General features: G+C 37.3%; 12 protein-coding genes and 1 riboswitch. Of the genes, 8 read left to right on the top strand and 4 right to left on the bottom strand.

Going from position 1 to position 12,361, the window contains the following annotated elements:
- Positions 1–105: 105 nt before the first annotated feature.
- Positions 106–642 (bottom strand): YceI family protein, encoded by a 537-nt coding sequence (locus BN990_RS12565; protein WP_021291777.1) that lies wholly within the window; start codon positions 640–642, stop codon positions 106–108.
- A 218-nt stretch (positions 643–860) separates the two neighbouring features.
- Between BN990_RS12565 and BN990_RS12560 the strand changes: the two genes are divergently transcribed.
- From BN990_RS12560 to thiT, 3 genes are all read left to right on the top strand, one after another.
- Positions 861–1,118 carry a phage holin gene (locus tag BN990_RS12560; RefSeq protein ID WP_021291776.1) on the top strand — a complete coding sequence of 86 codons (258 nt, stop codon included), beginning with the start codon at positions 861–863 and terminating at the stop codon, positions 1,116–1,118.
- Positions 1,119–1,251: 133 nt separating this feature from the next.
- Positions 1,252–3,033, top strand: coding sequence for a M3 family oligoendopeptidase (locus BN990_RS12555; protein WP_038244594.1), 1,782 nt, complete (start codon positions 1,252–1,254; stop codon positions 3,031–3,033).
- 70 nt (positions 3,034–3,103) lie between these two features.
- A riboswitch (TPP riboswitch) is annotated at positions 3,104–3,208 on the top strand.
- A 129-nt stretch (positions 3,209–3,337) separates the two neighbouring features.
- Positions 3,338–3,907 (top strand): energy-coupled thiamine transporter ThiT, encoded by a 570-nt coding sequence (gene thiT, locus BN990_RS12550; protein ID WP_021291774.1) that lies wholly within the window; start codon positions 3,338–3,340, stop codon positions 3,905–3,907.
- A 59-nt stretch (positions 3,908–3,966) separates the two neighbouring features.
- Here the strand turns inward: thiT and BN990_RS12545 are convergent, their stop codons facing one another.
- The gene (locus BN990_RS12545; RefSeq protein ID WP_038244591.1) at positions 3,967–4,320 is read right to left on the bottom strand and encodes a general stress protein; all 354 of its coding nucleotides are present in this window, start codon (positions 4,318–4,320) and stop codon (positions 3,967–3,969) included.
- 112 nt (positions 4,321–4,432) lie between these two features.
- On the opposite strand from BN990_RS12545, the gene BN990_RS12540 reads away from it, so the two are divergent.
- The 5 genes from BN990_RS12540 (at position 4,433) to BN990_RS12520 (ending at position 10,079) form a co-directional block, all read left to right on the top strand.
- Positions 4,433–5,848: a membrane protein gene (locus BN990_RS12540; RefSeq protein ID WP_038244588.1), complete on the top strand. Its 1,416-nt coding sequence runs from the start codon at positions 4,433–4,435 to the stop codon at positions 5,846–5,848.
- Positions 5,849–6,084: 236 nt separating this feature from the next.
- Complete coding sequence (locus BN990_RS12535; RefSeq protein ID WP_021291771.1) at positions 6,085–7,815, top strand: carbon starvation CstA family protein; 1,731 nt, start codon at positions 6,085–6,087, stop codon at positions 7,813–7,815.
- 47 nt (positions 7,816–7,862) lie between these two features.
- On the top strand, positions 7,863–8,120 hold the full coding sequence (locus BN990_RS12530) for a cory-CC-star protein (RefSeq protein WP_021291770.1): 258 nt from the start codon (positions 7,863–7,865) through the stop codon (positions 8,118–8,120).
- 22 nt (positions 8,121–8,142) lie between these two features.
- Complete coding sequence (locus BN990_RS12525) at positions 8,143–9,072, top strand: ArsA family ATPase (protein ID WP_021291769.1); 930 nt, start codon at positions 8,143–8,145, stop codon at positions 9,070–9,072.
- A 26-nt stretch (positions 9,073–9,098) separates the two neighbouring features.
- Positions 9,099–10,079, top strand: a complete 981-nt coding sequence (locus BN990_RS12520) for a zinc-binding dehydrogenase (RefSeq protein ID WP_038244585.1) — start codon at positions 9,099–9,101, stop codon at positions 10,077–10,079.
- A 35-nt stretch (positions 10,080–10,114) separates the two neighbouring features.
- On the opposite strand, the gene BN990_RS12515 is transcribed toward BN990_RS12520, so the two are convergent.
- Together BN990_RS12515 and BN990_RS12510 are read right to left on the bottom strand one after the other, a co-directional pair.
- Positions 10,115–11,359, bottom strand: coding sequence for a dicarboxylate/amino acid:cation symporter (locus BN990_RS12515; protein ID WP_021291767.1), 1,245 nt, complete (start codon positions 11,357–11,359; stop codon positions 10,115–10,117).
- A 119-nt stretch (positions 11,360–11,478) separates the two neighbouring features.
- Positions 11,479–12,336 carry a DUF421 domain-containing protein gene (locus BN990_RS12510; RefSeq protein WP_021291766.1) on the bottom strand — a complete coding sequence of 286 codons (858 nt, stop codon included), beginning with the start codon at positions 12,334–12,336 and terminating at the stop codon, positions 11,479–11,481.
- Positions 12,337–12,361 lie beyond the last annotated feature (25 nt).

Here is a 12,361-nt window from a genome sequence, read left to right as displayed (position 1 = left end):
TGCTGACAGGTTTTTTTCATGTGATAAATCTTGATGGATAACGCATTGACGTTAAGAAATAAAAAAACAGCACTTCGGTTAGAAGTACTGTTTTTTTATTTTTATTTAAGCTTGTTTATGTGCTTCGATTTCAAAATGAATCTTTACTTCTTCTCCCACTAATACGCCACCAGTTTCTACAGCTGCGTTCCAAGTTAAACCAAAGTCTTTACGGTTAATAGTAGTTTCGCCGCTGAATCCAGCAACCATATTACCGCTCATAGGATCTTTACTTTGCCCTTCAATTACAGCGTCAAGTGTAACCGGTTTTGTTGTACCACGTATCGTTAGATCACCAGTGATATCGTAATTTGTACTAGACTTTTTTGTAATGGAAGAAGCTGCAAATGTGATGTTGGGATGATTCTCAGCATCGAAAAAGTCTGCAGAAAGTAAGTGGTCGTCGCGATCTTTATTACGTGTATCAATGCTATTAACATCAATAGTGACTTCAACTTTTGAATCTGTTAAATCATCTAAATTAGCTTCGATAACTGCATTAAAATCGTTAAATGAACCCTTCGCTTTAGAAATCATCATATGCTTCACAGAAAAGCCTATTTCACTATGAATGGTGTCTACATTCCAAATGGTTTTAGTCATATAAATCCCTCCAAATAAAAATTAATAAGTTACTTTATGTAACTAAGTATAAAATAATAAATTTGTGTTTTCAAGTAATTATTATAATTCGTTTTAGTTGTCCATACCCTGTAGTTTAGTTGATCAAACAGACAAAAGTGGGGTATGGCCGTTCCATTACTAGTACAATTTGAAAATAATATTAATACATAACATGATTTTTAAAAGGGGAGAAACGGATGGATAAGGGGACTGTATTTCGAACCATTGCATTATTAATTGCATTGACAAACCAAATATTAGTCATCTTTGGTAAATCACCGCTGCCAATCAACAGCGAATTGTTAGAAGAATTGATGTCTGTTGTATTTACAATAGGTACAGCGGTAATTGCCTGGTTTAAAAACAATTATGTTACTAGAAATGGCGCGAAGCAAAAACAAATACTTCATGCTCATGGTCTTGCAGCTTCAAGTAAAAAGGGATTAAAAAGTTAACCATGCAGTGGGACTCCATCCCACTGGTACATATTCCTTGATTATGATGTGAGAATTATTTATCTAATGAAAATATTCATTATTTTGGTATACTAAAGAAGAAGCTTGAATTTATTTCATAAGGAGCGATAACATGCAACAAACGAATAATCTGAGGTGGGACCTTGACATCATTTTTCCTGGAGGAAGTCATTCAGCGGATTTTTCTACATATTTACAAGAATTGGAAAGTGAATTGACGGACTTAGCAGATATTGTAAGCCAGTATAATCCCGATAAGGAAAGCGTGGATACCAAAAGATTAAGGATATTGGTTAATAATTTAGAAAAGGTGAATAAAAAGTTTAGAGAAGCATCCGCATTTATAAGCTGTTTAAGTGCTCAAAATGTAAAAGATGAGCAGGCAAGTTTATTAGTTAGTAAACGAAGTGAATTAAAAGCTAAATTTGAAGCAATTCAAACCAGTTTTAATCAAAAGTTAGTTCAGATTCCTGAAGATACATGGCAGAACGCACGCAACCAGGATGATTTAAATGACTTGGAATTTGTACTAAATGAATTTAGAGAACAAGCAAAGGGATTACTCCCGATAGAACAGGAAGCATTAATAAATGATCTAGCAGTTGATGGCTATCATGCTTGGGATCAAATGTATCAAGCTATTGTTGGTAAGATGGAAGTTCGGCTTAAGGAAGAGGAGACTACGAAATCTTACTCTATTGGACAGGCTTCCAATAAATTAGCTAATCCAAATCGTGACTTTCGAAAGCATGTATTTAATCAATTGAATAGGGCGTGGAAGACTAATGAACATTTATTTAGTCAGACGCTCAATCATTTAGCTGGTTTCCGGTTACAGAAATACACACATCGAAACTGGGATGATGTACTTAGGGAACCACTTGAACTAAATCGTATGAAGAAAAAAACACTTGATGCGATGTGGACCGCTATTAATAACAATAAGCACCATTTTGTTACATATTTAAATAAAAAGGCAGAACGTTTAGATTTAAAAAAATTAAGCATCTATGATATTAATGCTCCAATTAATAGAGAAGTAAAAACATTTAGTTATCAAGAAGGAGCAGACTTTATTATTAAACATTTCCATCGTTTCAGCCCGAAGATGGCCGCCTTTGCCCGCATGGCTTTTGATAACCGTTGGATTGAAGCGGAAGACCGGCCTGATAAGCGGCCAGGTGGGTTTTGCACCAGTTTTCCAGAGAGCGGTCAGACAAGAATATTCATGACTTATTCTGGTACGTCTTCGAATATTGCAACACTCGCCCATGAGCTTGGACATGCGTATCATCAACATGTGATGAACGATGTGAATGGACTAAACCAACGTTACGCAATGAATGTTGCCGAAACAGCATCAACATTTGCTGAAATGATTGTTGCAGATGCTTCGGTGACGTATGCGCAGTCAACGGATGAGAAAAAGGGCTTGTTAGAAGATAAAATCCAGCGCAGTATTGCGTTTTTTATGAATATTCATGCGCGATTTTTGTTCGAAAAGCGTTTCTATGAAGAGAGAAAGCAAGGTATGGTTTCTGTTAACAGGTTGAATAAACTGATGGTGGACGCTCAAAAGGAAGCCTACTGTGATGTACTAGAAGAATATGATGAGAACTTCTGGGCTTCTAAACTGCACTTCCATATGACAGGTGTCCCGTTTTATAATTTCCCTTACACATTTGGATATTTATTCAGCCTTGGAATTTATGCAATAGCACAGAAAAGTGATGATTTTGAGGATGAATATATCAAACTTTTACGTGATACAGGCAGGATGGAAGTCGAAGATCTCGCTTATAAACATTTACAAGTTGATCTAACTGCTACCGCTTTTTGGGAAGATGCGATTCAGCTTTGTATTAATGATGTATACGAATATCTCTCGATTTAATTTTAGTTGTAATCGATGGATAAGTCAGGTACAATACTCCTAGAAACAATAACAGAAAAAGCAAAATGTAAAAGTCTGCAGGGGGAGCCGATCGGCTGAGAGTGAACATATACATTGTTCTTACCCTTCGAACCTGTTAGTTAGTACTAGCGTAGGGATGGTGGCTTTTTTGATGGAATAAAAGCAATGTGAGCGGAATCCCCATCAGGAAGTCTTCCCCTTGGCATTGCTTTTTTGTTGTTATATATACCTTGTTGACATTGGCCAACAAGAAAATAACCGCTTTAAAAAGGGGAGAAAAGAAATGAAACGTACATTATTTTTAGTAGAGGTAGCAATTTTTGCAGCTTTTGCATTGTTGTTAGACCTAATACCATTTTTATCATTTAAAATTTGGGCTCAGGGTGGGTCTATCTCATTTGCGATGATTCCTATTTTTATCGTTGCTTTTCGCTGGGGATTAAAAGGCGGCTTGCTAGCAGGGTTTTTATGGGGAGTGCTTCAGGTTGCTGTAGGAACAGGGTATATACTGCATCCGTTACAAGGATTTATTGATTATGCCATTGCCTTTACAGTATTAGGGTTTGCAGGTGTATTTTCAGGAAAAATAAAACAAACTGTACAAGAAGGAAATAGCAAACAGTATCTTTTGTATATCTCGCTAGGTGTGTTTATAGGATCTGCTTTGCGCTTTATCGCTCATTTTATTGCAGGTGTTGTCTTTTTTGAATCAGCTGTCCAAGGGATGAATGTATGGATATACTCCTTCTTATATAATGGTTCGTATATTCTACCTAGTTTTGTTTTAAGTGCTATACTTGTTTTCTTTTTATTTCATAAGCAACCTAGAACGCTACTTCGATTGACAACTTAGTATAAACGACCTGCTCACATAATAATGAGCAAGAAAAAATAGACAACCAATGGGGTTGTCTATTTTTGTAGATAGCTATCTACATTTTCATTATTTGTAACAATTAATAGAACCTTACCTTCATCCATATCCTCTTCATAATTTTCGGCTTCAGCCTGTGAGAAACCTATTTCAGTTAATTTTGTTCGAAGCTCGTCCCCTTTTTTGCTAAAGAAATTACCGACAGCATGGCCAATATCCATTTCTTTGATGCCGATCGTATTTGCATCTGCGCTCCCAGCTAAACGATTGGTACGATCATCATCATGAGATAGAACATATACATCATCTTTATGAATTCCTTTGTCTTTTAGTACTTGAATATCGGCCTTTAATTTTTCATCATTTGTATATTCTTTAATAAATGGTTTCATATTAAAAAACCTCCTTTTTGTCTTCAATATTATGTATTCCCATTATGATAAGAACTAAACATGTACGCTTTGCATAGGCTATAGCACATTCAACAGAGAGGAAGCGATAGATGTGGAGCTTTCGATTTCCCATATATTATATGGTCTATTTACGCTTGCTATTATTATCACTATGATTCTGCGAAAAGGTATTGTATTACCAACGTTACTCGGTACGTTCATTATCGCCTGGGTTTATAAAGGAAGTATTATAGATGGTTTTACAGCTATTTTCAAAGCGAATCTAGTGGCGGCCCAAGAATTGTTTAGTATCTTTTTAATTATTACTTTCATGTTGGCACTATTACATTCGTTAAGGGATTTAGGAGCAGATAAACGTATGATCCAACCGATCCAAAAAATGATGATTAATGGGCATGTATCTTTTTTTGTCCTTGTTGGGATTACTTATTTAATTTCTTTGTTTTTTTGGCCAACACCAGCGGTTCCATTAATTTGTGCTTTACTTGTTCCTGCGGCTATCCAATCCGGTCTCCCTGCGATAACTGCGGCAGTCGCTATAGCTATTGCGGGCCAAGGCATGGCTCTATCCTCTGATTATATCGTTCAGGTAGCTCCTAATCTCTCTGCTACTTCGGCCGGTGTGGATACGGCACAAGTTGCAGATAAGTCTTTAATCCTTTCCCTTATAACGGGTTTTATTGCTTTAGGCATTGCTTATGTAATGTATCGTAAAATGATTCGAAAAAAAGGGGATCCTCGCAATCAACAAGAACTTGAAAACATGCAATTAACACAGGATTCCTCCCAACGAGATTACAGGCTACAGTTTTGGAGTAGACTTTTTGCAATATTAGTTCCTTTAGCGTTAGCAAGTGTCGTAATCTACATGGTATATGAAAAATTGCTATCTGGCAGAATGACTGGTTTGGAAGGTGGAGATGGTGCTGCTTTTGTAGGTGGGGTAGCCGTTATCCTTCTTTTGTTATCAACGATCGCTTTTCGTAAACAATATGCACTAGATTACATTACTACACACATTACGGATGGTTTTGTATTTGCTTTTAAAGCAATGGGCCCAGTAATTCCTATTGCAGGATTTTTCTTTTTAGGAAGTTCCGATTTTTCTGCTGACATTATAGGAGTTAAGGAAAATCCGCCAGCATTTTTATTTGACCTTGTTCAATCAACACAATCGATATTACCGCAAAGTGCCTTATTAGCAGCACTAAGTATTTTAATTATAGGTATTATTACTGGATTAGATGGTTCTGGTTTTTCGGGGTTGCCTTTAACAGGGGCATTAGCTGCTTCCTTACAAAACAGTTCCATTGATGTTACAACGCTTGCTGCTATAGGCCAAATGGGTTCTATCTGGACTGGAGGGGGAACATTGGTGGCATGGTCCTCTTTAATTGCAATTGCAGGTTTTTGTGGCGTGTCCGTGATGGAACTTGTTCGTAAGAATTTTATACCAGTGATGGTTGGGTTAATAGTGGCTACCATTGTCGCGGTATTTATTTTATAAAGTTCAGTCGTATCCGTTTTGAGTGTTCCTTTTAATGAGTGTAAAGCGCTGTTTCCTTTCTGAATAAAGTATGAAAAAGGAATTACCTCCATTTTTCATAGAGATAATCCCTTTTTCATGGTTCTGAATTTGTGATTTATTACTAAAAAAGTACTAAAATGAAGCGTTTACACATAGCGTTAAACAAGGACGTCCATATTTTGGACTGGTTTAATTCTATTTGGGGGAGGGATACTATGCCCGGAATTTTGGTTGCCTTCATAGGGATGTTGGTTTTCGCTTTAGGTTATCGTTATTATTCTCGTTTTGTAGCAGAAAAAATTTTTCGATTAGACCCTAATTACGTTACACCAGCGCACCGTTATAAGGATGGAATTGATTTTGTTCCTACAAATAAATTCGTGTTATGGGGGCATCATTTTACTTCAGTTGCAGGGGCTGCACCGATTCTTGGACCAGCTATTGCGGTTTATTGGGGGTGGTTGCCAGCATTTTTATGGGTGATTTTGGGAACCGTATTTGCTGCAGGAGTTCATGATTTCGGTACGCTTGTTTTATCTGTTCGAAACAAAGGTCAGTCAGTTGGTACATTAGCGCACCGATTAGTCGGTCAACGAGCAAAGATTTTGTTTTTATTTATTATTTTAATTCTTGTGCTCATGGTAAATGCAGTATTTGCATGGGTCATTTCCAATTTGTTTATTTCTTATCCAGCCAGTGTGTTACCAGTGTTCATTCAAATACCACTTGCTATTTGGATAGGATATGCAGTTTACAAACGAAATAAGAAAATGCTTCTACCTTCTATATTAGCATTAGCTATCATGTACTTAACTGCAGTAGTAGCTAGCAAAGTCGATTTCTTACAAATCGATCTTGTGCAGTATATGGGTGGAGAAGGTGGAAGTGGATTATTTGGACTAGGAGCAGTATCGACTGCATTTTTAATTTGGATCGTCATTTTAATGGTCTATGTGTATATTGCATCTACATTGCCGGTTTGGAAATTGTTACAGCCAAGGGATTTTATTAATTCGCATCAGCTTGTAGTTGGTCTGGGAATCCTGTATTTAGGCCTGTTATTCACTAACCCTGAAATGACAGCACCGATAACAAATGAAAATCCGGATACTCCTTGGTTACCATTATTATTTATCACTATTGCTTGTGGAGCTATTTCCGGTTTTCATGGCCTTGTATCCTCAGGAACGTCATCTAAACAACTAAATAAAGAAACGGATGCTAGGTTTGTAGGATATGCTGGTGCGGTTGGGGAAGGGGTTCTTGCATTAGTATCCATTATTGCGGTTGCTACGTTCTTTACTAGTACGGATGAGTTTATGGCAACTTATGCTAGTTTTTCTGATGCGAATGCGGTTGGCCTTGGAACATTTGTAGAAGGAGCTGCAGGTCTAGCTGGCGGATTAGCCATCCCACCAGATATAGCAGTTACGATCGTATCTATTATTGTAGTTAGTTTTGCAGCAACCACGTTAGATACGTCTGTTAGATTGATGCGTTATATTATCGCGGAGTTAGGTATTGAATATCGTCTTCCTGCCTTAACGAAGACACATGTCGCTACAACCATAGCCGTCGTATCGAGTGCAGCTTTAGTATTACTCCCTGAAGGACCAAAAGGCTTTGGCTCAGGTGGATATCAGTTATGGCCATTATTCGGAACAGCCAATCAATTGCTAGCGGTTATCAGTTTAATGCTGATTGCGGTTTGGTTAAAACGATTAGGTAGGAATTATGCAGTGGTAATTATTCCAATGGTATTTGTTATGTTCATGACGCTGTACGCAATGATTCAACAAGTTTTATTTGAATGGTCATGGATGGGAAGTGCACCAAATACGTTGTTATTTATCTTTGGCGCAATTATTTTGATCTTCGCTTTATGGATTATTATTACTGCTTTCTCTGTTTTAACTAAAAAGGAGGAGAATTCGCTCGAAATTTAAAAGGGATCACTACGATCCCTTTTCTTTTTTCAAGGAGGAGAATATACATGCTTGATCAGATGAAGAAGATCCTTCAGTTGTATGAAGAGATGTTGGAAATACCGCATCGTCAGGAAATTGCACGTGAATTAAGAAATGAGGACGATGTGTTTTTATTATTATTATACTCAGAAATGGTCGGTATTCCTAACCCAGTTTTTTATTATACATTAGAACTGTATCCATTTATGTTAGAGAAATTCCACGATTGGCATTTACGTATGGGAATGGAAAAATCACCCTTATCAGGTATTCGATGCTGTTAATATGACATGAAAGGAGATTTGTATGAACGATCTAACAAAGAAAATCCTATTTGTTGGCGGGAAAGGGGGAGTAGGTAAATCTACTACCGCAGCGGCCATTGCATGGAATGCCGCAAAAGCTGGTAGAAAAACATTACTTGTTTCTACTGACCCCGCACATAATATAGGAGATATATTCGATCAAAAGATAGGCGGCAATATTAAACATGTCAATCTACAATTATATGCAATTGAGATTGATCCTGATCTGGAAACAACGACATATATTGACGGAGTAAAGGAAAACATAAAAAATTTTGTTCATACAGGAATGGTTGAAGAGGTGAACCGGCAGCTAGATACTGCCAAAGCATCTCCGGGAGCAGATGAAGCTGCATTATTTGATAAACTAATTTCCATTATTATACATGAAAATGTACATTTTGATCAATTAGTTATTGACACTGCTCCAACCGGACATACGGTTCGTCTTCTAACGCTCCCAGAATTGATGGGAGTATGGATGGAAGGGTTAATAAAGCGTCGCCAAAAGACCAACCAAGACTATAGTCAGTTATTAAATGATGGAAATCCTGTGGAGGATCCTATTTTTGATGTGTTAAAAGAAAGGCAAGATCGATTCGCAAAAGCAAGAGCATTGTTATTAGATCAAAGCATCACAGGATATATTTTTGTCCTAAATCCTGAACGATTATCCATCGCAGAAACGGAAAAAGCAATCCAATTACTTGAGAAGTATCATTTATATGTACAAACATTAATTATTAATAAAGTGTTACCAGAACAGATAGATGGAGAGTTTCTATTACAGCGAAGCATTTATGAGGAAAAGTATGTTGATTTAATTCATCATACATTTTCAAAACAACAAAAAATTTTTATTCCATTATATCCGCATGATATTATAGATATGAAGCAATTAGAGAAATTTGGTGCATTCCAAAGTATGTAATAGCATAGAAGGGAAGGGAGAAATAAATGAAAGCATTTGTACATGGGAACGGTATATTGGAAGTTAAAGATATGAATGAGCCTACTCCAAACGAGAATGAAGTTGTCGTTTCATTGAAAATGGCAGGGTTAAATCGTCGTGATTTAGCAATTCCTGGACGTCGTAAGGGTGCGACAGAGGATTTAATATTAGGGTCAGATGGTGCAGGGATAATTGAAAGTGTAGGGGAGAATGTAGACAATGTTCAGGTAGGTGAGGAAGTTATCATTAATCCAGCCTTGCGTTGGGAAGATAATCGTGATGCACCACCTGAGCGTTTTGACATTTTAGGAATGCCTGATCATGGTACATTTGCTGAAAAAATTTCCATTGATAAGCGGCAAGTAGAGAAAAAGCCGGAACATTTGAGTTGGGATGAAGCTGGGGTACTTGCACTATCAGGATTAACAGCGTTCCGTGCCTTATTCACGAAAGGACAAATAAAAGCAGGAGAAACGGTATTTATTCCAGGAGCAGGGAGTGGTGTATCTACTTTCCTAGTGGCGTTTGCGAAAAATATTGGTGCAAAAGTTATTGTATCGTCAAGAAGTCACGAAAAATTGGAGCAGGCGAGAACCCTAGGCGCAGATATCGGATTGCATAATGATGCAGATTGGAACGAAAGCTTGGCGGATGAAACGGTGGATCTAGTCATTGATAGTGTTGGACAAGCAACATTTAACCGTTCATTAAAACTATTAAAAAAAGGTGGTAGAATGGTTATTTTTGGGGCAACTACAGATGATATCGTGGATATCAATTTACGAGAATTTTTCTATGGTCAGTATCAGTTACTAGGTTCTACAATGGGTAGTAGACAGGAATTTGTAGCAATGCTTGATCATATTCGCCAATTTAAGGTGCATCCAGTAGTAGATACTACTTTCACATTGCAACATATTCAAGAAGCCTTTGATTATTTGCAAGTGAATCGTCAATTTGGCAAAGTTGCAATTAAACTTAACTAGGAAACTGGTTGACGGTAATCGTCAACCAGTTTTAGTTACGTCATCGCTTCAGGCTCTTCCGCCTTTTCCATCCAATCTTTTCCTTCCATTTGCCTTGTGACTAGCATACTAGAAACCGTATCACCAGTTACATTAACCATGGTAGCTGGTGGGTCAACTACGACACCGATTGCAGAAATAATCGGCAATGCTTCCATTGGTAAGCCATAGAGGGTAATTATCATCATTTCGCCCATAAATCCACCACCAGGAATACCACTCATGACGATTCCGGATAGTAAGCAAATTCCAATTGCAGTAAGAAACGTATCTATTCCTGTAAAATCTTTATTAAACACACCAAATACAAACGCGATTTTTAACATAGCAGAAAGACATGATCCATCCATATGTATTGTTGCTCCGAGTGGGAGAATTGTTTCTCGAATGTCTTTTGGAACACCGATACGTTTAGCTGCTTGTAAATTAACTGGTAAGGAAGCGATGCTGCTTCCTGTCCCTAGTGATGTTGCTGCAGGGGATAAAATGTTTTTCCAGAATCGGACAATTCCTTTTTTACCACCAGCGATAAATGCGTAAAGTGTGAATCCAATAGCAAAATACAAGATGGAAACAGGGTAGTATACAAGGACTGCTTTAGCGTAATCACCGATAAAATCTGCTCCAAATTCTCCTACTAAAGCTGCAAAGTAGGCACCTAACCCTATTGGCGCATAATACATTACCAGTTGGATTATTTTCATGAACACTTCAGCGCCACTTGATAAGAACGTAGCAAAAGGGCGCCCCTTTTCACCCGTTAATCCAGTCGCTACACCAATCAGGACAGAGAAAATAATAAGTGCTAACATGTTTTCGCGAGAGAATATATCAACAAAATCAGGAACGGTAAACGTTTCAACGAGCTGTTCAGAAAAGCTTGCTTCTTCTTGTGTTGATTCTGGCTGTGATAAAGGGATATCGACTCCGCTACCTGGCTGGAAGATGACAGTAGCAATTAACATAAATACGGATGCAATAATACCTGTGACAATAAAAACAGTAAGCATGGAACCCATAATTTTACCTAACCGTTTCATACTATCCATACTTGCAATTGCAGATGAAATCGTAAAGAAAACAAGTGGAACGACAATCATAAATAATAAATTAATAAAAAGGTCACCCAATGGTTTTATTACCGCTGCATCTTTACCCAGCAGAAGACCAACTATCGATCCAATGACAATGGAGATTAGTAAAATAATTGGAAACCGATAGGCTTTTACTTTATTTTTCATTGTATGCCTTCCTTTCTGTTTAAAATAATAATAACTATTTTATTCTACACGAAACTAGAGACCGAAAAAAGACTAATAATTAAAACAACCCAATCCAAGTTATGGTTTGGGTTGTTTTATCAGGAGAGATAAGGACGAATCAAGTCAATTGCTTGCTGGAGTTTTTTACTGTTTCTCTCATAAAGTTGTTTTGAATGTTGATTTTCTGTCGCTAAGGCAAATAATTCAAGGTCAGCCTGACATTTATTCATCGTTGCTAGTAAAAGAGGTATTTCTGAAGGAGACGGCACTGCGAGTTTATCATCATAAAGATCCAAATATAATTGACCCTGATTATCTGCTTGTGCAAGAAATACATTTTCAATACTAACATTTTGTTTATCAAGTTCCGTTTCCAACCAATTGACATTTAATGATAAGTTAGCCAATGGCTCTAATAGCATTTCTCCGTCCATGATGACAGTTTGTGGTTCTTTTTCTGGAGCTACGTTTAAACCAAGATCTTTTGCCGTTAATGGTTGATTTTCTTTCTTCGGAAGTACACTCAGTGAACCTGATGGCTCCAGAACGGCAAATTCAACATCGGAAGCTAAAAAAACATTATTGTCTCTTAATTTTTCTAATAGATCATCCGTAGAGTATCCCTCTTTCTTAAGATTGTCTTCCATGATTTTGCCATCCTGAATCAAAACAGTACTTTTCCCCTCTGTAAAATCGCGAAACCGCTTGCTTTTTAAAGAGACATACTCCACACATAATGGAACAATAAACCATATAAACATAGAGAGAAAGGCGTAAACAATGTTTGCATTAGGATCAATGGTATGAATAGCGACGATACCACCCAAAACGATTCCGGATATATATTCAAATACATTTAATTGAGAAATTTGCTTTTTTCCTAGCCATTTTGTCATGAAGAACAAGATAATTAACAAGGAAAATGAGCGCAGGACTACTACTATCCATTCCGGCATGGTTATCTTTCCTTTCTGACTTCAA

Origin of the sequence: Virgibacillus salexigens (genome assembly GCF_000723585.1) — a bacterium.
GTDB lineage: Bacteria > Bacillota > Bacilli > Bacillales > Amphibacillaceae > Virgibacillus > Virgibacillus salexigens.
This window is presented reverse-complemented; position numbering and strand designations above follow the sequence as displayed.

Coding starts and splice junctions, on each gene's coding strand:
- BN990_RS12515 (WP_021291767.1), bottom strand. CDS start 11,359: ATGAAAAATAAAGTAAAAGCCTATCGGTTTCCAATTATTTTACTAATC.
- BN990_RS12560 (WP_021291776.1), top strand. CDS start 861: ATGGATAAGGGGACTGTATTTCGAACCATTGCATTATTAATTGCATTG.
- BN990_RS12535 (WP_021291771.1), top strand. CDS start 6,085: ATGCCCGGAATTTTGGTTGCCTTCATAGGGATGTTGGTTTTCGCTTTA.
- BN990_RS12520 (WP_038244585.1), top strand. CDS start 9,099: ATGAAAGCATTTGTACATGGGAACGGTATATTGGAAGTTAAAGATATG.
- thiT (WP_021291774.1), top strand. CDS start 3,338: ATGAAACGTACATTATTTTTAGTAGAGGTAGCAATTTTTGCAGCTTTT.
- BN990_RS12530 (WP_021291770.1), top strand. CDS start 7,863: ATGCTTGATCAGATGAAGAAGATCCTTCAGTTGTATGAAGAGATGTTG.
- BN990_RS12555 (WP_038244594.1), top strand. CDS start 1,252: ATGCAACAAACGAATAATCTGAGGTGGGACCTTGACATCATTTTTCCT.
- BN990_RS12545 (WP_038244591.1), bottom strand. CDS start 4,320: ATGAAACCATTTATTAAAGAATATACAAATGATGAAAAATTAAAGGCC.
- BN990_RS12565 (WP_021291777.1), bottom strand. CDS start 642: ATGACTAAAACCATTTGGAATGTAGACACCATTCATAGTGAAATAGGC.
- BN990_RS12525 (WP_021291769.1), top strand. CDS start 8,143: ATGAACGATCTAACAAAGAAAATCCTATTTGTTGGCGGGAAAGGGGGA.
- BN990_RS12510 (WP_021291766.1), bottom strand. CDS start 12,336: ATGCCGGAATGGATAGTAGTAGTCCTGCGCTCATTTTCCTTGTTAATT.